This is a genomic window from Flavitalea antarctica, from assembly GCF_054461535.1.
This window is the reverse complement of the sequence record NZ_JBTLQG010000008.1, coordinates 142857-165434: the sequence shown is the minus strand read 5'-3', so window position 1 is coordinate 165434 and position 22578 is coordinate 142857. Positions and strand designations below refer to the sequence as shown.

The window sequence follows — 22578 nt, the reverse complement described above, 5'->3', positions numbered from 1 at the left end:
GTTTAAAAAAGCAAGCCGATATGTCACAAAAATCAACCCCAACAATAAAAGCCACCCGCTTCAGCCTGGTTAATATCCAGCCTATTCTTAGTAGCCTGATGATATCAAGCGATTCAAACAAAGTGGGTGAACAGCCTATTGACCCGGATAAGGTATATATCTACGAAGGCAAAAAATACGGTCAACCTAAATTCAGAATTAAGACCCTGCCGGCAACTGAGCTGAGGCCACAATCCCGGGCTTTTGCTTTTGATAAAGATGAAGCTACCGGTAAAATTACCCTTCGTTGTACCATTGAAGCCTACCGGGAAGAAGCGGATGTTTACCCGCTTACGATAAAAAAACCGCAGATCAGTTTATCATTTGAGGCGGGTGGAAAAAAAGTAGAGAAACAACTTTCGATCACTGGTTCTCCAATAATGGATGCTGTCAACATTTTACAGGACCTCCACGCTCAGACAGAGATACAATGGGATGAGATCAAAGATCTTATTGTAGCGCTGAAAGACGCGAACAAAATGGCAACGTTCACATTAACGGTAACAGCGGAACTATGGTGGCAGAAGCCGGTCGCAAAACCCGAATTTATCAATACAGGGATCGTTCCGCCCCACATAATCTTTGATGCTTCACTGGTACAGAAGGTAGCAACACCCGTTGTTGCACAGGACAGATCTGCAAGCCTGAAAGCGGGAGCCGTTCCTGTATTCCGGAAAACAGTCATTCACCCAGGTGTAGTTACAGTTGTCAAACCAAAGCCCGCTCCGGTCCAACCGGCCCCACAAACGCCGCCGGCTAAACCGGAACCTCCACAGTTTACTGATCCGCAAAAGATTGATCTTCGAAAAATAATTACAAACAGTTATACAAAAGACGACACGGATGTGTTTGGTCCTTTGTCTGATGAATTTGAGGTTAAAGGTCTTAACTGGCAGATCGTAAATATTCTTAAAGCAGGCAAAGATTATACAATCGCTTACCGACCCACTGTGCAAACAGATGTATTTTATTTTTTGCCGCAAGTGTTCCGCATTAAGGCAAAAGAACAAAACGGTGAGCCGAAGATGTCGATCAACATGTTGCCAGGCCCGGATGGGAAGCCTGAATCTTATCGCATCAACATTGCCATCACACTAATCCCACAGTATAATCCCAAAGCAAAAAAAGATCTTTATATCGAACTCAACCGGATTACAAAAGGGGTAACAAAATTTTGCGAGTTGCGCCTGGGTGGTTTCAAGTCGGTAAAGTTTGTGTTAAACCCCGCATATGCGGGTGAGAACGCGGTACTCAGGGGAAAAATACCAGACTCTATTGAATCAATTGACCCCGTTAACGGCTTCACACTCACAGTTGATTGTTCGCTGGAATCGTTTGATTATTTCAAACGTGAAGTCAGCGAAGGGATGATTATAGGTGATATTTTTTTCGACCTGATCTCAGGGAGCGAGGGAGCCGAAGTGGTTAGCCAGCAACGCATCCCGGTTGAGCTGAACATTCGCGAACTGGCGGGTATACCCGTTGAAATAAAACCTGATTTTGAGAGAACAGCGGATGTTACCAGGATCAAAGGATTTACGTTTAATAACATTAATGAGTTTCCAATCACCATTAAAGGTGCCGATCTCACTTTATTATCGACCATAGAAGATACCGTGTATGAAGCGGATTACCAGATCGGCGTCCAGGAAAACACCTGGCCCACAAACCTTGAAAGCAAAGCCTCAAAAACGGTGATGCTTAACGATCAGGAGGTAGATGCCATTGAAGACAGGTTTTGGACCGAGTTGATTTGTGAACCTGAAAAGATCAGCATTAACAGCAACGCCAACGAAGTATTAAACAAGGTGATTGACTATGCTACCGGTGATCCCCAGATCTGGCATCTCGAGGTTAGTTGCCCCTTATTTGAAAGATGGAATGACCTGGATGAGGCCACCCTGGCGCCTTATAAGCAGATCAGCCATATTACCGTTGAAATCAAAAATGAAGAAGGAAATACTTTTTCGGTAAAATTAGATAAGACAAAACCAGTAGCAACACTTGATATGGCACGCAGCATTCGCCAGATTTTACAATCGCAGCAGTTGACTGGTCGGAAATATAAATACCGTGTAGGAACAGTGTATATAATCAATCCAACGCACTTTACTGATTGGCTGGATCCGGAATCCACTGCTTCTGATTTCTTAAGTGTCATCCCACAGAAACTTGCCCTTTAACCTCAAAAACATTTACCATGATAACTATTCCCAGTGTTTTAAATCATAAAAACGTGGTTGTTTATCCCGACGACGATGACTGCAATCTATTTTATGCTATTAAGACAAGTCCCGAAATAAGAGTACAAAACGGGCAACCAATTTTTAGCGGACTGTTCTGGACAGACCGGGCAGACGGCTCCACCACCAGCGTTGCTGGTCTTGCAGGCGGATGGATCAACTTTGATGCGCACCTTGGTATAAGCGAAGAGGTGTTGAACGAAATTTCCGGCAAGCTTAAAAGTTCGGGTATACAGGAAAGCCGCAGACGGGTGATAGTAAAACAGGAAAAAGAACGCCTTGGCCTGATTGCGAAAGCACGGGGAGAGACCCGTATACCTGAGCCTGATGTTGAAAGGGTGAAAGAGATCCGGTTTGGGGCTGTAACCTTTACCGAAGGTACCGTTACCCTGCTTGAAGAAAAAGACGGGGACCTGGTTCCCTGGTCATCAGCTGGTGGCCCCGCCAGCCTTATAGGCGATAACAATGCCGCCTTTGCACTTCGCTTAAGCCCTACCGGTGCCGCCATCTGGTATAAAGCACTTAAGGATGGTATAAAATCGATAAGTGTCCGGTACAGCCTGAAGTTTCAGTTAAGGTTACCCAGCCTTGAGATAAGAGCCTGGGCCGGCTCAACGCAAACCAGTGAAATAAACAGGAAGGTTGAGCGGGTGTGGCGTAACACCGACCAGGGTTGCTCAGATGCCGATGTTGAACGCATAGATGTGAAGGAGGTAACGGAAAAATTGATGGAGGAAGGCCTCATGAACATCGAGATCAAAAAAGGATCAACCGAAATTTCTGACGAACATGTAAGTCAACTCAGGAATATGGCCATGAAGCTGATCGAAGACAAAGTGCAGGAAATTATCAAGAGTCGCATTCATGGAATGACTACCGAAGAAAGAAAAAATTCGATGATCGAGTTGATGACAGAAGAGGTCCGTTCATTTGTTGAACTGCGTTTTACTCAGGAAGACGTTGTGGAGTGGGAGATAAACCCCCAGGGAACCATTATGAATTTTCTCGAAGGTATTCCCGACAGCAAGAAAAAGCACATTACCAAGCTGGTTGATCTGAGCGAACACGAAGTAGAAACTATTACCATCAACACCAGTGTTGATGCCCCCTGGGAAGAGGCGCCATTTGTTAACGCTGTCAAGGTAAACGTCAGTTATCCCGCCGCGAACCAAACACATTCCGCGCTATTTAAAAAGGACTCCCCAAAAGATATCTGGCGCTTCCGGCGTCCAAAAAAAGACGACGGACTGGCCAAATACACAACGGAGGTTTATTTTAAGGGAATCTCAGCACCAGTTGTACTGCCTAACGAATCTTCCAATTCCGATATCAACGTAAACATCGGTAAGGTAGGTTTGATAGATGTGACCTTTGTGCCACATCCCATCCTAAGTTCTTTATCCGGCGACAACGAGATCAAGGCGATCCAGGTTGATTTAAGCTATAAGAAAGAAGGTGATAAAGATCATTTTACTGATACCGTTATCCTCAGAACAGATAAGCCGGAAGGTGAAAAATTCACCCGCATCATTGGAAAAGTAATTGATGCACCACTCGTATACAAAACGAAATATTTTACAAAAGGGGGCAATTCCCCTGAAGTGCCGGAAAAGAAATATTATCTCACTGAAAACAACAATGTAAAAATACTCGTGCCAAGTCCTTATGAAGACACACTTGATCTTAGCGTGGAGCTGGCGCAGGTTCCCGACGAAACAGTCAAAAAGATCATTGTTGAATTCAAATATGAAGACAAAGCAAAAAATTTTTCAAGCACAGACAAGATTGAAATTTCGGCCGAAGATCAATGGGATCCAGCTGTCGCTAAACTTGTGTTGGTTGATAAAACTAAAGCGAAGTTCCTTTATCGATACACCATTATCACTGCCGATTCAATTTCAAAGTCTGCCTGGATTACCGGCGAAGGAGAGGAGCCGATCATCATACCATTGCTCAGAGTGTTGATCAATCCGGCACAGCTAAGGCTGGGGACAGTTTATTCCAATGCTTTGTTAAGTATGCAATACAATGAGGGTGACGCTGCAGGAAGTCGCGAAATTTTCCTAGATCCTGAAAATACTGCCAAACCGATCAGCTGGTATATACCACGGAGTAATACAATGGAAGCTAAGTATAACTATAAGCTCACCCTTATCAAAGACGATGGATCGCAACTGGAAACATCCGGCACCAATAAAGGGACCATCCTGATGCTGAAAGCGCCATCAAAGCCTTAAACATTGCAATCGTTAAATCATTTAGCATGCTGAGTTATAAACCACCCTTCCTGGAAGTGGGTAATCTCACTATTTTCAGTGATGACACAAACCCCGATGTCTATTATTATGTATGCTTAAGGCCGGCTATTATGACGGATGCTGCCGGTTTGCCCCGGATGGAGGCCTACGCGATCTTACCCGAGTCGGGCGTAGGCATCGAAACTGAAAGTATACTGGAGGCCAGCCTGATGCTGGATGTAAATCTTGCGCCAACTGAAACGCAGCTGCGCATTGCTGAAAAGGAGATAAAAGAAAAGTTCGGTAAAAAGCCTCGTCTGCTGGTGCCTGCGCCAATTCATAACGGAAAAGTTTATCTCATTATGGCCGCAGCAGGCAACGAACCCGATCCTAAAAAGTGGTTCGTCACTTCTGAGGTCAAACCTTCCATCTTTGGCGAGAATATCGCATCACTGGTGGTCAGGGCTCAGGGACAAGATGCGAAGTTACTCATTGCTGCACTTGACTCCAACGTAGTGGCCGCGAGTGTACACTACGAACTGGAAATGCTTGGTATAGCACCTGTATTTAAAGCTCAGATGCGTGTGAACTGGAGTAAGGTTTATCATCATTTTGAAGAGTTTGAAAAAACGAACTTTATATTTTATACAGATGAGATCTCTACCGCGATCGACAAATTAAAAGAAACGAGCGCGATAAGCATCACTATAGAAGAGCTTGACCCTGTTATCAAAAGTGAGGCGATGAAAAGCCTGGTAAATGAGCTGAAGAGCGAAGTGATGAAGAAGTTATTTCATCCTGCCTCATCACCACTTAGTGCTTCGGAAAAGGTTGAGGATCGCATAGCCAATGGTATTAGCAGGGTATTGTCGTCGATTGCGCCGGGCGTTCACCATATCCGCCGAAATATAGAGGAGACGCAGCTCAGCGAAACAACGGTAAATCTTGCGCAGCGGAATGTGAAGACCTATCCATTTTTTCCACAATCGCTGCTTTCATCACTGATACGGGATGCCGGGGGTATTAAAGAGAAAATCAAATGGATTCGTTTAGACGAAATTCCATTCATTGACCAGAGAGTTGAAGTTAGACTGGCCGCCGATACTTTTAAAAACTCGAATATAAAATCTGTGGTGATCCAATGCCGTGTGATTGATGCTGATGCAGATGATATCATTGTTCAACGCAACATAGTATTTGATTCTGACGACAATTTGCAGAATCACTTCAACTTTACCCGGCAGAAAGATACTAATTACAACTACGACTACAAGGCTACAATGTTCATGACGACAGAGTCAAATAAAATTCCTGGAAAATGCGAGCTGGAATGGACAACGGAAAAAGGTCCTTACATCTATTTCAATGCTTCAGAATATGTCGAAACCCGTGAGATCAGTATTAATCTTGATGACACAACCATATTCGATCAGACGCATCTGATCGAGGCAACGGTAAAAGTTTTAGATCAAGCCGATAAGGGCCTGGTACTGCAAAGAACTTATTTGTTCAATAGAGCCGATAATCAGAAAAAGGTATTGTCGATCGTTGCAAACAAAACGATCAGTGTACAATTCGATGTTGAGCTTACTTATTTTATCGCCGCGTCAAAAGAACACAAGGTTGCATTCAATAACGTTCAAAGCAACTTTTTCTTTGTCCCCAATCCGTTTGAAAACAAGTGGTCGGTTGATATTTTATGTCATGCCGACTGGGCCAAAACGCAAAAGGTCATTCTTGAAACCAGGGTCAGAGATGCTGAGCGTGCAGATCCGCTGGTGAATAAATTTGACTTTAAGAGAGACCTTACCGAAACGAAACTTGGAGTATCAGTTAGCTTAAACACTCCCCGCGAGGTCTTCGAATACCGGGTTACCTGCCTGACTGTAAATGCGGATGTGATTCAGGGTCCGTGGCGACAGCATGGCGGGCCTATGCTGGTGATCAATGACAGGATTCAATCGGAGCGGATCATCCGGGCTACATTAACAAAGTCGCCCGACTTTCGCGCAAAAGAGATTAAACAGGTTACGATTGAATTCATTTACCAGGACAAGGAAAACAATATTGCGATTGAGACTGACCGGCTCGCATTTAAGAATATTGGTGACACCGTTTCTTTTAAGCATCCGATGCCCAACTTCAACCACAAAGAATTCAACTACCGGGTACGTGCTCGAAGCCGGAGCGGGGATGCGTATAAAACGGATTTGCTCACGGCTGATAGAGAGACGATCAGCATTGAACTTCCGAATAACATCTGGTAAAGGGCAAACACCTGGTAAACAAATTAATCACGTCATAGCAGAAATGTCTTGTCAAGAACATATCTGGCTAAACAGGAACATCTGGCTAAACAAGAACATCTGGTTGAACAGGAACATCTGGCTAAACAAGAACGTCTGGTTGAACAGGAACATCTGGCTAACCGGCAATATCTGAAAAACAAGCAATATCTGGCAAACACTAACCTCTGGTAAACAACTAACCCGTGAAGATGAATTAACACCTGGTAAATAACAACGCTATGGTAGATTTAGCAAAACCACTCGGTATACATGAAGGATTGATCTTTTACGGCGATCATGAGCTCAACGATCTCGTGTACTATTTTCCTGATGAAGTAAGCCTTGCACAACAATCAGGCGCATCAACAGGCAACGGTAATAAAAACTTCTATGAACTTTTCTTCCAGATCTTCAATGAAGGTGATGTGATGGACGGCGGACTGGATGAATTGCGAAAAACCGCCGGCTCCATTTTATCGATAGGCGTTCAATGTTCCGTTTCGCCATCAAGGCTTGAGAAGGCACTTCAAAAAATAAAGGCAACCCGGCGATTCCCGGAAAATTTACGGGCTTCGGCACCGCTTTGGCGGGATGGTACTGTGAACCTCATGGTACTGGACGCAATAAACAACCAGGCTAACACACTGGGCAATGATGCTTTTGTAAAAAGCATTGTCGGGGCTAATAAGCCTTCACTGATGTCTTCGGATTTAAAAAGTGTTTTTAATGTAAGGTTCGATAGGAAAGGCACCGCGCTCATTCAATCGGCCCTTGACGGCGATACCGGTAATGTTGCAGGAGTATTGTACGACCTTAAATTCAATGCAATCCGGCCGGCGCTCAATCTCCGGATCTGGGCCAACCTCGGCCGTTGTTACGACAGCATAGCTCACCAGCTGAGTATCAAGGCAGAGGTTACTTATTACGTAAAGTTTTCACTTGGAGCAGAATTGAACTGGATCACCAGGAAGCTGGAAGAGGAAGGCCATATGAAGGTCGAAGTGCTTAGCCAGGCAGAAGACGCAGAGACAAAAAAGATGATGGATGAGATGATCAATGATTTTAAGGAGAGTATCCTTCGGGAAATGTTTCGTCCTTATGTAAACCCGGAAACGCCCGCTGTGCCCCTGGCGGCCGGTGCCGAGGCTGCTGCTGGAAGCGTGGTCCCTGTGGTTGGTGTTGCTTATAAGTTCACGCATGAGAAAATTTCACATGATAAAGTTATAGATGTTGACTATCGTGAGCGATCCACTGTCATTCGTACCCACAACCCACAATCGCATTTATGGGTAATGGGTAAGCAGATAGCAGCGAACAGGGATAAGTATATTCAAAGAGTAATTTTCAGCGAAGTATGGCGCGAGCAATCTTTGAGTATAAATATGGTATACGACTATGATCAGCCAAACGCGGACCTGTTAGGTGCGGAAGTGATCATCTGGCGAAGTAAACATGGAATAGCTTCAAATGTAAAAGAAGGCAGGTTCGCTATGCCGGCTGGTGTTGACCCCATTAAAAACATCACCTTTCACAAGCAGAACAAAGATAAAAAGGAGATTGCCTGGTTGTATGATAGAAATGAGCCGGTTGGTTATTATTACCAGATCAGGTTTACTTATAGTGGCAGTGTACCAAATGTTAGCAGTCCCGCGGAAATTATTACTCCGCCGATCTTCAGCACCAATGAAGACCTGGTTATTTTTCCGGATACTTATATTTTTTACAAACACATCGAGGTAAGACAAGGGAATATAGACTTTGCCATTTTTAAAAGTGTAGATGTAACCTTGAGGCTTAAAGAAGCGATTGGAGATAGGGCGGATGTTTCAGCAGGAGTTAAAGACGCCAGTGGCAATAGTGTGGATGTTAAGCCAAAGGTTAAAGATGCTTTCGGCAATAGTGTGAATGTTAAGCCAGGGGTTACAAATCCCAATGGCAATAGTGCTGATACCAGGCCGGGTGCTAAAGATGCCAGTGGCAATAGCGCTGATACCAGGCCAGGAGTTAAAGATGCCAGTAGCAATAGCGCTGATACCAGGCCAGGATTTAAAGATGCCAGTGGCAATAGCGTGAATATAACCGCAGGATCAACAAATGCGCCTGACGGTAGCATCAACGTTGCTCCGAAATTTCGGGATGAGTTTAGCAATGTGTTAGGCGTGGAGACGATTACTATTAACGCAACTAACAATCGCGAAACCTGGATCGTACGTGGAAAAGACAAAAGCCATTTATACATCGAAGCAACTAAGGAGTTTCATTATATTGATGGCCGGGCATCGCTAAAAACAGAACCACAATACCTGCAGGAAGATGAACTCATAATAAACAAACCTTTTCAGCGGGCACAGTTTAGCCTTATCCCTGTTATTGGCGGAAAGTCTGACAGCGTTTCTGAAATTCTGCTGGAAATAATCGTTACCTCGCCGGTGTTAGATGAACCCGTAACAACAATGCACCGTATAGCCGGTCCGGCCTTTACGATAGACGAGATCAAAATACCGCTTAATACTGATAAGGATAAAATCACCTACAGGGCAAGCGCCATCATGAAAGATGCCGCGATCAAAGAAATCAATAGCGGGGATATTACTTCAAATGCATTGCTGATCAATTTGAAGAGGCTTACCCAGAATGAAGTTGTATTTGTATGGCAGGGCCGAAGTCCTGAGGCTTTGGGATTGAAAAACCTGGTGGTGGAACTCCACAGAAAAGGTACGCCCGTAACTAATCTTGAGAATATTGAGTACAAGGGCGACAAATTGCCCGAGCCGATAATAAAAATCTTTGATGTCGATGTTCAGATAGAATGGCGTATCAATAAGCGCTTTCAGAATGGTAGCCGTGAAAGGACTGAGTTTAAAGCACTGGATGGGCAGAAGATTACGATAAGTGGCGAATGAGTCTTTTTGCTGCACTACGCCGGTATGTGTATACTATGTAATGCGTGTACTATGCGGAATATGTAACGGTCTTATGTCTGTGCTGGTTTTTTACCAGTGCTACTTTCTTTGATTTATATAGCAAGGTGTGGAGGCATCGATAACACCCAGTCTACGTTTAAAAACTTAAATGATTTTTCCCTTTTGTATTAACGCTTTAATCTGGTCTGATGAAACAATATTTTATTTCGGTTGCAGGATATGATTTCGCCAATGGGGGTGTAAATTTTCCCTTTATTGCTGATAAAAGAAGGCTGGACTTGTTGAGCAGGAATCCATCCTGGCAAAATGATGCTGATGTGATTTTTGTCCGGATGGATGTTAAAGCCGGGACTATTGAACGGAATATTTCAAATGGTAGCACCCGCAACTGGACCGTCGAATCTTCGGGATTCACACCCATAAGCAGGGGAAATCATTATAGCGGAAATCATTTCAAGTCCGCAGATACAAGCGTCATGTCGATTACTGACTGCTACAGGTATGTAAGTAATATAGGCGCTTCTGAACCGGGAACAGTAAAGGAATTCGGAATTTTGGGTCATGGTTGGTTTGGAGGGCCGGTATTGGTAAACTCGTTTCAGCGGTCGCAGTACGAGGCCAATGGGGCCGAAGCCTCTTTAAGGGATCCATGGGATAAAGATGGGCGGACCAAGGATTTTTTTACTCAAAACATGAATGATGCGGACTGGCAAAATTTCAGAAGAGCTTTTGCTTCCGATGGTTATTGCTGGGTGTGGGGCTGCCTGTTTTCCCGTGCATATTTTGACACGTTGTATAAGATCATGCAAACATCCGCCTTTCGCAACAAGCAAATGGGAAATCATGCCGACACGGATACATTTACAATAGCTGTCAATGCTACGTTTGTCTCCAACTACTACCACGTTGATCCCTTGTTTTTCCCTGCCAGCCGCAGCGAGCTTTCTTTTACCAGGTCGCTTGCCGACATAAAGAAGTTTTTAAAACGAGGTATCAGGCGATCTTATCCCGGCCGGTTTACAGCCGATACAGCAATCGAGTGCCGGGCCGCCTACCTGGGTACTTACTCGGATTATGAAAGAGTTCATGCAGGACATTCTGTTCGTCACACCGTAATGGTCATTCCTCGCCACATGGGTGCATATGGTTGTGATTTTACCCGCACAATAAATTTCTTCAAAACCTATCTTAACCAACAGGAGGACCCTGAAAGCCGGGGGTATGCGATTTATAATTCTGCACAGATTAACGCCTGGTGGGCTGATACGAGATAATATGATCAAAACAACGCCTAACTAATTACGATTTGATTGTTTTCAGTACACGATATTGACACCTTGAACCTATTCAACCTGGCGATCAAATCTCATCAAACAATCGCCACGTTTTGGGTCCGAGAATTCCGTCGGGCACTAATCCCTTTTGTCGTTGGAACGCGCGTAGGGCTGCTTCTGTTTTTGGCCCGAAGTTGCCGTCATCTGGCAAGCCAAGTTTTTGCTGGAGTTGTTTTACAAAAACGCCTTGTGAACCTCTGCGAAGGGTGGGACGCGGTATTTTGTCCGGATCGATTAGGGCTTCTTCAAAAGCAGGGATCAACCTGGCAGGAAGCGCGGCCCCATTAAGTATTGCTGCGACGGATTGCCGGAATTGATCCATGTCGAAGTTCGCGTCCGGCTTTCTTCCCCTTGGTAACGCATACTCACGATGAGCAACACAAAATTCTTCCGTCTGGTTGATATGTTTGAGAATTGCCGCGACTCCGCGCTGGTATGCATCCATTTGTACTGATGGCCAGGGTAAGTCGTTTGCGCCACCGGTGTTTTCTGCTTCTATCCCAATAAATTCTGAGTTGCCATTGACACGTCCCTTCCACATTCCTTTCCCGGCATGGTTACACCTGCCTGCAGCTATGATATAATAAGTTCCATCCCTTCCCAGGCCCAATTGTGACAATGGGCCCTGCAATCCGGGCCGTCCGTTTACCAGGATATTAAGCGAAGGCATATTGCCGTTTTTTGAGCCGGCAGTATGGTGACAGATAACGCCAAAGGTTCTTCCAACATCTCCAAGGCCACGGGTCTCCCAACCCGGAACCTCGGCAACTTTAAGCCCCGCATTCAGCAGAACTTCGGGTAGCCATATAAGTGAGTGTGCCATATATTGTATTATTATTCGGTTACGCCACCTCTTGCTTCGGGTAAATCTTCATCCGCCGTGGGCATATCTGATCCAACTGAGCAATTGTCGATGGCTGACTGCTTGTCCCTGATATTTGGATGACCAGCATCGGCTGTACTATCTGGCGGTAGTACCGGTGCAACAGGTCCCATTCCCCGATCCTCTATCCCTTCGTTCAAAGCAGGTTTTTTCATCTGCCTGTCTTCAGATGATTCTTCGGGACTTTTCTCATGTGGCTTTACGGTCGAACGGATGACCATTACCTTATTCAGCAGGTCGAACCAAAAGGGCGCGCCGACTGCTGCGGCAAGTGCAGTTATTATCCACCCGAGCGCAATTTTGAATACATCGTCCCACCAGTGAATTTTACCGTCTTCGCCTGGTGACGTGCCCACGTCAGATTGAGCATATCTTTTCCCTGCTGCAGCGCCATCGGACCATCCGATTGGCAGATGTAATTCGTTTAAAGCCTGCAGGGCCTCCTGGTAGCTCATATCATTATCTGGTGAATCTTTCGCCGCTGCTTCAGCACGGGCAACCAAGGCTTGTCGTGCTGCGTCATCCTGGAAAAGATAATCAGCAATGGTAAGTGTATTGATGTTGAGGGCAACTGCGAGGATCAACCCGATCCAGAATAAGATCCAGTAGGTAGCTCTTTTATACCAGCCTGACACCCGATCCATTGCGCTATCGAACCAATCCTGGATTGCTTGCTGGGCCTTGTTCAAATCACCCTGTGCAGTGTCAAGAGCAGTGAGCACTGCCCGCTGAACATAAGGATTGTCAAGGTTGGCGATATTGGTGCGGATGTTTTTCAGGGAGATTTGCGGTGACTGATAATCGCCACTTACCTCATCTGTTTCTGGTCCACGTGCCGCAATATCCATCAGGGTTAATGCGAAATTTTTTGCCGGAACATATGATGGGAGATCACGCCCCCGCTCGAATAATGACAAGTCATCAGATGTTTTACCAGGCTTGTATTCTTTATTAAACAGACTATAGATAAGCGGATGCGTATAGAACGATCTTACAATCCCGTCGCCGGTTTTGTCATTCAACAATTCTCTTATTCCGGCTTCAAGATAGGCAGCTCTTGTTTTTAATAAAGCTTCGACCCCTTCCCGAATGCATGAGCACATTATACTGAAGAGAATAAATATGAAGATGATGCCAAGTGCAACTTCGAGTACGACTGATCCAAACATATATAACGTTTAAGTGACTGAGCAATGATCAGGGATAGTGGACCGAGCAATGATACGGTTAGTGGATTCATCAACGGTTACGAAACAATTCAATAATGATTGTTATGAACTGACAATTCATACAAGAATTAACGCCAGTGATCTTGTCTTGCTACAAAGAGAGCCTATATGAAGAGTGGTGATAGGGAAGGGATTCAGCCTGTGTTTTATAAAGATAAAACAGTTTCAAATGTTATTTAAAGAATATTTTGAATAGGATTAATTGATGGGTTGTCTTAATAGTTACCCGAACTATATAGTAGACACGGCCGGAAACTATCTGGTCCTGCGTCTGATTTCTCCATACATTAAGCATTTTTGAAGGACGAGATATACGTTAGATATACCCGGGGTGAAAAGGTGTTTCCACCCTGGAGGATAGGGTGTTTTTCTTCTGGACATGTTAATTGCCGTGGGCTAAATTTGGAAAACTCGCGAGAGAGCAGACCGGGAGAAGATTCAATGACAGTGAGATCAGGAAGGGTTTTTATTATCTGAAACTCACACAACATTTATAAAACTACCTTATATTTGGGAACATCATCTCCTCGTTTTAGTAGCACCTCGCGAAATTGCCAATGGATTATTTTATCAAATCGCCGTTCCCATCAGAACAAATCTCATTTGAAAAATAGATACTGACTTCACGCCGAAGTTACTTGACCCGGCCTGCCCGATTACTGTTGGACTATCAGCCCGTGGCAGACTTAAATAAGGCACCGGTCCACACCCTCCTAACGAAGACAAATCATCCGCCTCCTCAATGAAGGTTCTTTATCTATTAGTTTTTGTTTTTGTCCCGATCACAAATTCATATACACCTAAAATTTGATACCATGAGTCAACAGGTTAGAACCATGCTGATCGATGATCATGTTGTGCCGGCGATGGCGATTCAATTGCATTGGATGAAAGGCTTCAACTTACCATCCGGGTAAAAACTCCCCGGCAAGGATACCCGAAATCAAACTGATTGTTAACCTAAACCCAGGCCATGAATATCGCCGACCAGTTTTATGACCCGCTCAAGTCGTTTAAAATTGTGCAAAGGGCAATTGCCATCATTTGTTTGCTCATTCCGTTCATCCTTTGGCTTGGAGACACGGATAAATTTTATCCTGCAGAAACAAATCCGGCACCAGTTAAATGCAAATGTGTGCCAGCGCCAGATCCGCCGCAGAAGGAAGTGATACAAAGAGATCGGCTGGGGTTTAGATTAAGTATCAGTGACTATGCATATGGACGTAAAAGTCATGTTTTTGCTTTATTGTATACGATCGCGGCAATGATGTATATATTCAACTGGGCCGTCTATTATAGAAGTGAAGGGAAACTCCCGGTGAATACCGCTGCAAAACACTTTAGCTTTCTTGCCGGGCTTAGCCTGATCGGGGTTGTCTGTGCTCCTGAACGAAATTATTGCTATTTGCATTACGGGTTTGCCATAGCCTTTTTCCTGTTTAACGGACTGAATATCGTCTATTCGAACAATACAAAACAAAAGGCATTACGGTGGTTCAGCGTTGTCGTCATGTTTTCGTTTTTTATCATCCCATCTATAAATTCAAATGTAACCTATCTGTGGGCCGAGTGGCTGGCCCTGTTGGTCATTGTATATTATTTGCTTCGGGATTCAAGTATCATGAAAAATAAATACCAGATGGAAGCTTAGCCCGGGCATCAATCAACCACCTAACCTTTCCAAGACTTCAACTATGAACAGAATCCACTCAGGTTTAACCATTGCAGCTGTAGTTAATACCGGCATGTTATCAGAATTAAAAAGCTATCTGGGAAACATGAACAGGGATCAAACAGATTTATGCCGGCAGTTAGATCAATGTACTTCCTTGCTTTTTGCGAGTATTTCACTGGTTCCGGAGCAACGATACGTTAACGAAACGCTTCCCGCTACATTAGTATTTGCCACTACATTTTGCGGCAAGCGTTCGGATCACTTAAAGGAGTTGGTTAGAATCTGGAGAATACATCTTATTGAATGTTTCCGGTGTTGCCAGGGATTCGAGGTTAATCATCTTGTGAAAGACGAAGATCTTATTGACCTGATGAACCGGCAAAGTCGTCCACACGCATTCAACTCCAGGTATAATTGTATCACCAAACTGGAGCTGCAGACTGATAACAGGCTTGTCGGGGAATTAGAGGATTATATTGACATCATGCAACAGCAGGAGGGATTCAGGAAGCTGAGTGCAAAAGAGATAAGAAAGCTAATTCAAAAACAAGCGCAAAACCTGTGGTTCAAATACACTGACTTACCGAAGAAATACTGCCTTAACATTTATGAATTTTGGATGGTCCACCGAACCGCAGCGCTTCAATGGTTGTTGTTTATCGCTTTTTATTGTTTCCTGCTTTTTTATAACGGTTGTGTCAGCTGCGTGCTTACTTTACTTCTTGCGGGCTTGGTGGCGATTGGGTTGATTTTGCTGGTAATGGCTAAAATCATCACGCGTGAAAGGGAGATCACCGCTACCAGGCCTGAAACTGCCCGCATCAGGGCGCTTGCACAAACACAGCTTTCACCGGTTATCAATGAGATGATCGCAGCCGGTCCACTAAGGCCCGGCTGGCTAAGAAAACATTTCTATTATTATTCATTAGCAATTGTTGGCTTCCTTCGTGAGCCCTTCCTTTCTGTGCCAACGGTGAGTTCGATCCGATGGGTTAGCATAAACGAAAGAAGACGGCTCTTATTTCTTTCCTCTTATCACAATACAACTGATTTCTATGTCAGGGAGTTTTTGACAGGCAGTACTCCGATGGGTGTAAATTTTATTTTTTCCAATGGCCAGGGGTTTCCTAATGCTCCATACCTGTACAGGCAAGGTATTCGGGCGGATCCGGAAGGGTATATGGATGTTATTCACACATATCAGCACATCACTGATTTTTGGTACGCTCACGACCCCGAATTGAGCGCGGATGTCATCAACAAAAACCGAAAGATCAGACTTGGTTTATTTGGGACAAAGAATGAAATAAAAAGTCAGCAATGGCTTGATCTTTTCTAATTCTAAAAACCTTTGAAATGGTTAGCTCAGCATCGACGAAATCGAAATTTGTCCAGGAGTTTAAAGACGTATCACGGAAAGGGGCCGATATGCAGGCTCTGATATCCAGGGGATATAAGGAATTGCCGGCCGCAAAATATTTATTGCTAAAAATCGGTGATTCGAAATCAGCAAGAAGGTTTTTGTCCGGGCTGATAGATCTGGTCACGTGCAAGGACAATTCCCCTGAAAGTGAAGCGGCAGGTACCGGCTGGAAATTTGGCAGGGCATTGAACATTGCGTTTACTGCTTCGGGTCTTGTAAAGCTTGAACTTCCACCATCGGTAATGGACACCTTCTCAAGAGAGTTCCAGGAAGGGATGACGTTCATGCATGATGGCAGCGAAGTCCAGCGTGAGCGATCGATCCTTTTAGGCGACCGCGGCCGCAATGATCCATCTAACTGGCGTTGGGGAAATAAGGATCATCCAGTCGATGTTATGCTGCTCTTATATGCGAAGGATAAAGTGACTCTTAAGTCATGGGAAGAGATCGTTTTAAAGCATTGCGATGGCGTAACGGATATAGGGTTAGAAGAAACATCACCTGCTCAACCCTTTGAGCATTTTGGATTCATGGATGGCATCTCCCAGCCGATCGTAAAGGGGTTTAGTAAATCAGATGATAACCGGCCACCGGCCGAGCTGGTAAATGCTGGTGAATTTATTCTCGGCTTCACGAATGAGTATGATAATTATTCACCTAGTCCTTACGTAATTGACGATCCTGACGCAAGGGATCTCAAATATCTGCATGGACATTCTGATAAAAAGAATTTAGGAAGAAATGGTACATACCTGGTGTTCCGGCAAATTGAACAACATGTAGATGAGTTTTGGAAATATATGGTCAATGAAACTAAGGAAGATGGAAGGACGGATAAGGAGAGGGCGGAAAAGCTCGCCGCGAAAATGGTGGGCCGATGGAGAGACGGTCGTCCTCTTACGATATGCCCAAATCATGATGACCATTTATCCCCCGAGGAGCTTAACAAATTCAAATACGAAGACGATGGTGCAGGTAAACATTGCCCTTTTGGGGCACACATCAGGCGGATGAATCCCAGGGATCAGACACATGCTGGCCGGGATGCATCTATGTCACTGGAGATTTCTAATAAACACAGGATGCTCAGGAGAGGAAGAAATTATGGAGAATTGAAGAACATCGATGAGTTGATAGAAAGGCTTATTGAAGCAAAAAACCTGGGTGAAAAAATGAAGGAGAATGGGGACGGTGGGCTTGCAAACGAATGTAAGGAGTCGCCACAGGTTTTAAAATCAGAAAGAGGATTGCATTTCATTTGTCTTGTTTCAGATATCAGCAGGCAGTTTGAATTTGTTCAAAACGTTTGGGGTAATACCCCCTGTTTTGCCGCCCTGACAAATGAAGTGGACCCGCTGATATCTCCCCGTAAGACAAGCAGGGATAAAGAATGTCACCAATTCACAGCTCCACAGGAAAAATTGAGAAACCGGTATAAGAATGTTCCGGAGTTTACGACCGTGATAGGGGGACAGTATTTTTTTATGCCAGGTAAAGACGCATTGAAATATATCCTGAGATGATTTATCAGATGAACTTAACACATCAACAATGAGTGCAAAGGATCCTGAGATGATTTATCAGACCAACTTAAAACATCAACAATGACTGCAAAGTGTCCAATTACAACTCAAGGGCAAACCTCGGCGATCATTAAATATTTGCGAAGTGTTATCTTCCGTAAATACAAATCCGGTCAGCAGCGAAGAATTTTTCATGCGAAAACAATCGGTGTGGTTAAAGGGACGCTTGTTGTTGAGGACTTGTCTTCATCTGAAAGACTAGCCGTGGGTTTGTTCAAGACCCCAGGAGTATTTGATGACGTGACGATCCGTTTCACCAAAGGCAATTCCAGCATAGGGCCGGATGGCAAAAAATCAGTTCATGGTATGGCTATAAAAATTACAATGCCAGTCGATGCAAAGGATAAGGAGAAAGGTTCTGTGGTCCAGGATATTATTTTGTCGACTACTCCTGTCTTTTATCCTTATCAACTCGAGGCTATATATCCTTCGATGAAAGGGTTACTCGCCCGGCGTGGGCTTATTCGCTTATATTATCTTGTAAAAGTCGGCGCTAAAGATGCTCTTGCTGCTATCGGATTTTTGAAGAAGAGAACGAATCCGGGTAATCTGTTAGAAGAAATTTATTATTCCGGAACTCCTTATAAATTCGGAAAGAACGACAAGATTAAATGGTCGGCCTGGCCTTCGAAAGTGGTTTGCCCGGATGACCGCGACAGCCGGACTGATGCGAATTTTCTTACCAAGAAAATGCAGGATGATTTAGAGAACAATATTCCTCCTGCGGGGGCACGCGATACTGTTGTAAAACAACCACCGGAACCTTCAGAGAAGGCCATTGACTACAGGGTCAAGTTTACGCTCTGTGTACAGTTCCAGGAGGATGAAAAGACTGAGCCAATAGAGAATTGTTCTGTTAACTGGAAAACAAAGTTTCACCCGGTAGGTGTAATTAAGATACCGGCACAACAGGTCGGGATAATCGAAAACATAGGCATAGCTCACGGATTATGGTTTTCGCCTGGTAATGCGCTGGCAGATCATGCTCCACTTGGTGAGGTGAATAAGGTTCGTGCGGAGGTTTATGCAACACTTGCTAACGAAAGACTGTCGGCTAAGCTCAACTCAATAGCAGACGATGATGGGGGACGCGAATCGAAGGATCCGAAAACGTCCACTCCCGAAATCAAGATCATAACCGGAAATAAGGCAAGGTCAGAGGTATGAAGGTTCCTTGTATGTTTCAGGGGAAGAACGCAGCAACATTCTGAGTCCGGCTCAGCAAGCCAGGGTATCAAATACAGGGTACGAATGTATCTGGACTGATTGATCTTGAGGAAGTGATGGTCTGGAAAAACGGGCAGTTCAATTTTGGTGGACCAATATCAAGGCAATCATGCTACAGATTGAGAAATATTATAACATAGAAGTGGAATATAAGTATGAAGTTCCTTACCAGTCTATTGCCAAAATTTCACAGCAAGTAAATGTTGCCGAGTCCCTGGAAAAACCCGAGTTAAAAAACTTAAATGGCTTCATGGCAGATCTTTTGTAAAAAAGAAGTTACCATCGGCCGAAGGAGAACATTATATTATCCTGCTGGGAGACAGATTGCCGTTTTTCAGCGTACTTTCTTCTTCGATGTTTACAATGGTAATCACGAGGCTATTTTCAAGATTCCGCCCTTCGTCTGTATCAAACAGACCGATATTCTCGATTACGACATTGGCGGGATCACCTTGTGCTACCATATAGGCAGACAACTCCTCCCACAATAATACCATTGCGTTTCCAATCACATGTAATGATTTAGGAGACAATAAAACTACCTACGCAACCGTTCGTCGTGTTTACCTAATCAGCGCATTATGTATCCAGATGTGAACGGTTTGGTGACAGAATTCACCAGCCAATATTAACAACAAAGTTGTGAGACAAAATTTTTAATAGTAATCAGGAGCAGAAAGAAGAGTTACTTGGTTTGGGATATGAATATAGGAGATTTTTGGAATTCTACCGAAAATGCTCTCCAAATTTAAATTGCGATTTTTTTTTGGCAGTTCTGAAACGAAGTTAATACCAGTTGCTCAAGAGCTGGTCAAGAAAGCCGCATGATCCAAATCAAATTTACATCTGAAAGGTAAATTTCGATATTGACATATTCTAAAATTACAGCTACTAATCTGCCTCCTTCATTTATTGTTTTTATCAGAAACGTGAAACTCTTCCTTCATCTCCATATGATGTAATTAAACTAAGGTGGCAGGGAGTCCTACCACCTTATCTGAACCTTTTAGTTAGAGGACGGGGTTAATCTCAAAAAGATTTTCTAATTGTGAAACGTGATTTGCTGTCCTCGCTTCGTAAATGATGTTACCGGTATATTTTTCTCACTCTCATATTTTAAACTGGCTTTATATGTTTTTTCTGACCCAAGCCCATTAATAACTCTAACAGTACAATCCGTGAGCGGGCCATCTTCAGGTCCATAATATACAAGGCTGATCTTATAAGTACCATCTGGGATATTTTCAGTCCAGTATACATTTTCAGGGCCGTATCCATCCACATCATCAAGGTCAAGATACCCACCAGATCGGGATCCTGGATGATCAAAAAATATTGTTTCTCCTGCTGGGTCAGTAACGTGAAGGTCGATGTCAACAGCCTGGTTCCAACTCAGCCCGATCTGAATAACACCTTTCGAGTCCGTCAGATCATTCAAATCGTTGTTTTCAGTTTTCAATAACTCTCTTAATTCGATGATCCATTCCTCAAATTTAATATTGGCATCAAATGCATTTTTGATATCATTTAAATGTCGTGATATATTATCGGTCAGATCAATGTTATCAAAAAAATCAAAATCAAAATTATATCTGGATCCTTGATGTTCCTGTGGTTCCTGTGTGTCGACCTGATCTGTAGCTTTCTTCACATCATCAAAGAATTCCTTGTCAGTGATCTGGTTCAACTTTTCCGCTAGTTTGCAAATAAATCCTTTGTCCGCTTTGTTCAGTGTTTCTGCCACGGTGCAAGGTGCTTGAATCAATTTATCTTTTGTTTCCTTAAGAAGATCCATAAGCTCAAAAACGCTTCTATTAAACGCCTCATCCATTGTCTCATCTGTTTGGCCATTGCTGCCTAAGATCGTGGTTTGTACATCTCTGGCAATGCCTTGGCCGAGCCGTTCAAAACGCCATACCGGAGCGCGAAAAGCACGGGATTGGTTTTTGTTTCTTTTTTGCCTGGCGCCGAGTAAATCGATTTCTGAGTCAGGTAAGCGAATTCCAAAAGTTAGTTTGGGAATCCCATCCAATATTTCCCCTTCGTATTTTAGTGTTCCCAGGCGATTCGACCAATCGTATTCATAGTACCTTATCATTGTTTTTGTGTTGCTTACGCGGTCAGCCCAATAAAGGTGTGGAAGTCGCTGACCGGTATAACTATCAATTCCATACATGAATTCTGGTTTTCCTTCATCATTCACAAGGACTATCCATTCGGTTGAAGTAGCGCTGTCGGAAAAATATAGCTTCCCAATTTTCTGAGGCACACTGTTTATAAAATTCCCCAGGCCGAGAACCTGGAAATTCGCATTTTTAATTGTTGTTATTGGACTTAGACTTTCCTGAGTAGTCCCAACGTTCTTATAAAAGTTAACCAGCCAGGTTTCGTGATCTGGTGGCTCAATCGTAAGTTCCAAATCGACTCTTTCTTTTCGGCAGGAGATCATGACAATGATTACGGAAAATATCGCAATTAATTTTTTCATGTTATCTGATTTAGCAATGTGTTGTTTTGTTGAACAGATGTAACGAGCCGTTGATCAATCGATGGGTTGGCAAAATTATCGCTATTATAAAATCCTTCCCAGGACGAGAAGGGGTTGAAAAATAGGGTACGGGGAATGTTATTGAAGTTTAAATTCTTTGTAGATATGCACGTTTCCATCATAAACAAGAAGTTGTTTGAAATCCTTTTCTTTTTGAACGTTAATAAAATAGCAATGGAGATCGCCCTCGTTAACTTCACTCACTACTTTTATCGCATAACCTTCGTAGTTTTCATTGATAAGTGTTTTGACTGACTCCTTAAGTTTAGACTCCTGGTAGGATTTAATAGTCCGGAACCAGGTGCCGGTATTTCTATATGTGATCCTGGTTGTGACTCCATCTTCTTTGAAAGTAGCGAGGATTAATTTGTCTTCACGGAACCAATTAACATCGGCATTAGTGTTGAAATTCTTTTTGAAAGACTTTTCGGCCCTGGCGCTTGCCATTTCCGTTTTCCTGGCAGCTTTTGCAGAACGTGAAGGATTGGTCGATGCTGGGGGATCACTGGTTACGCTTGAAACGGCGGCATACATGGATGCAAACTGACCATGAGTATTACCAGGCAGCATGGAACTTAACAAGATTGCAAATGTAATTGCAGAGATAATCTTTTTCATTTTCTTTGATTTAAGTGATTTTTTATTGTTGTATTACTTTGTAAAGGTGGCCTCCTGAGAGTGTGAATCCAATGATGGATATACTGCTTTTGCATCCGCTTTGTTTGCAATTCTAAGTAGTATGATTTCCCGTTTACTGACGGGTGAAAAGGCCCATATAGAAATGTTAAAGGCATTCGGTTTGAAGAGGCGGCAGGCCTAATAGATCAACAGGGCTGCTCTTTTTTCATGAAAGCAACAGCCAGAATTTATTGAATGTGTTAAGTGTCCATAAGCATTCGGGCTAGAAATAGTGCGGTCGAATTTATTTCTTGAGGTAAGATGTAG

Annotated in this window: 16 protein-coding genes; 11 read left to right on the top strand and 5 right to left on the bottom strand. The window is 43.7% G+C overall.

Annotated features, from left to right (window positions below):
* Positions 1-20: 20 nt before the first annotated feature.
* From ACX0G7_RS10640 to ACX0G7_RS10615, 6 genes are all read left to right on the top strand, one after another.
* Positions 21-2222, top strand: coding sequence for a hypothetical protein (locus ACX0G7_RS10640; RefSeq protein ID WP_458923446.1), 2202 nt, complete (start codon positions 21-23; stop codon positions 2220-2222).
* 17 nt (positions 2223-2239) lie between these two features.
* On the top strand, positions 2240-4519 hold the full coding sequence (locus ACX0G7_RS10635) for a hypothetical protein (protein ID WP_458923445.1): 2280 nt from the start codon (positions 2240-2242) through the stop codon (positions 4517-4519).
* 26 nt (positions 4520-4545) lie between these two features.
* Positions 4546-6786 (top strand): hypothetical protein, encoded by a 2241-nt coding sequence (locus tag ACX0G7_RS10630; RefSeq protein WP_458923444.1) that lies wholly within the window; start codon positions 4546-4548, stop codon positions 6784-6786.
* A 43-nt stretch (positions 6787-6829) separates the two neighbouring features.
* Positions 6830-6961 (top strand): hypothetical protein, encoded by a 132-nt coding sequence (locus ACX0G7_RS10625; protein WP_458923443.1) that lies wholly within the window; start codon positions 6830-6832, stop codon positions 6959-6961.
* A gap of 85 nt (positions 6962-7046) precedes the next feature.
* Positions 7047-9710 (top strand): hypothetical protein, encoded by a 2664-nt coding sequence (locus ACX0G7_RS10620; protein WP_458923442.1) that lies wholly within the window; start codon positions 7047-7049, stop codon positions 9708-9710.
* Positions 9711-9919: 209 nt separating this feature from the next.
* A complete protein-coding gene (locus ACX0G7_RS10615) occupies positions 9920-11005 on the top strand; it encodes a hypothetical protein (RefSeq protein ID WP_458923441.1) in 1086 nt (361 codons plus the stop codon).
* Positions 11006-11090: 85 nt separating this feature from the next.
* Here the strand turns inward: ACX0G7_RS10615 and ACX0G7_RS10610 are convergent, their stop codons facing one another.
* Together ACX0G7_RS10610 and ACX0G7_RS10605 are read right to left on the bottom strand one after the other, a co-directional pair.
* Positions 11091-11888 carry a peptidoglycan recognition protein family protein gene (locus tag ACX0G7_RS10610; protein WP_458923440.1) on the bottom strand — a complete coding sequence of 266 codons (798 nt, stop codon included), beginning with the start codon at positions 11886-11888 and terminating at the stop codon, positions 11091-11093.
* 11 nt (positions 11889-11899) lie between these two features.
* Positions 11900-13117 carry a hypothetical protein gene (locus ACX0G7_RS10605; RefSeq protein WP_458923439.1) on the bottom strand — a complete coding sequence of 406 codons (1218 nt, stop codon included), beginning with the start codon at positions 13115-13117 and terminating at the stop codon, positions 11900-11902.
* 1033 nt (positions 13118-14150) lie between these two features.
* Between ACX0G7_RS10605 and ACX0G7_RS10600 the strand changes: the two genes are divergently transcribed.
* The 5 genes from ACX0G7_RS10600 (at position 14151) to ACX0G7_RS10580 (ending at position 19353) form a co-directional block, all read left to right on the top strand.
* A complete protein-coding gene (locus tag ACX0G7_RS10600; protein WP_458923438.1) occupies positions 14151-14828 on the top strand; it encodes a DUF7103 family protein in 678 nt (225 codons plus the stop codon).
* Between the two features lie 43 nt (positions 14829-14871).
* Positions 14872-16191, top strand: a complete 1320-nt coding sequence (locus ACX0G7_RS10595) for a hypothetical protein (protein WP_458923437.1) — start codon at positions 14872-14874, stop codon at positions 16189-16191.
* A 17-nt stretch (positions 16192-16208) separates the two neighbouring features.
* Positions 16209-17798, top strand: a complete 1590-nt coding sequence (locus ACX0G7_RS10590) for a Dyp-type peroxidase (RefSeq protein ID WP_458923436.1) — start codon at positions 16209-16211, stop codon at positions 17796-17798.
* Positions 17799-17879: 81 nt separating this feature from the next.
* The gene (locus ACX0G7_RS10585; RefSeq protein WP_458923435.1) at positions 17880-19025 is read left to right on the top strand and encodes a catalase family protein; all 1146 of its coding nucleotides are present in this window, start codon (positions 17880-17882) and stop codon (positions 19023-19025) included.
* 169 nt (positions 19026-19194) lie between these two features.
* Complete coding sequence (locus ACX0G7_RS10580) at positions 19195-19353, top strand: hypothetical protein (protein WP_458923434.1); 159 nt, start codon at positions 19195-19197, stop codon at positions 19351-19353.
* Positions 19354-19384: 31 nt separating this feature from the next.
* On the opposite strand, the gene ACX0G7_RS10575 is transcribed toward ACX0G7_RS10580, so the two are convergent.
* The 3 genes from ACX0G7_RS10575 to ACX0G7_RS10565 all read right to left on the bottom strand — a co-directional run bounded on the left by ACX0G7_RS10575 (position 19385) and on the right by ACX0G7_RS10565 (position 22251).
* Complete coding sequence (locus tag ACX0G7_RS10575; protein ID WP_458923433.1) at positions 19385-19597, bottom strand: hypothetical protein; 213 nt, start codon at positions 19595-19597, stop codon at positions 19385-19387.
* Between the two features lie 530 nt (positions 19598-20127).
* Positions 20128-21573, bottom strand: coding sequence for a YfaP family protein (locus ACX0G7_RS10570; RefSeq protein WP_458923432.1), 1446 nt, complete (start codon positions 21571-21573; stop codon positions 20128-20130).
* 138 nt (positions 21574-21711) lie between these two features.
* Entirely contained in the window at positions 21712-22251 is a 540-nt protein-coding gene (locus ACX0G7_RS10565) for a hypothetical protein (protein ID WP_458923431.1), read from the bottom strand.
* Positions 22252-22578 lie beyond the last annotated feature (327 nt).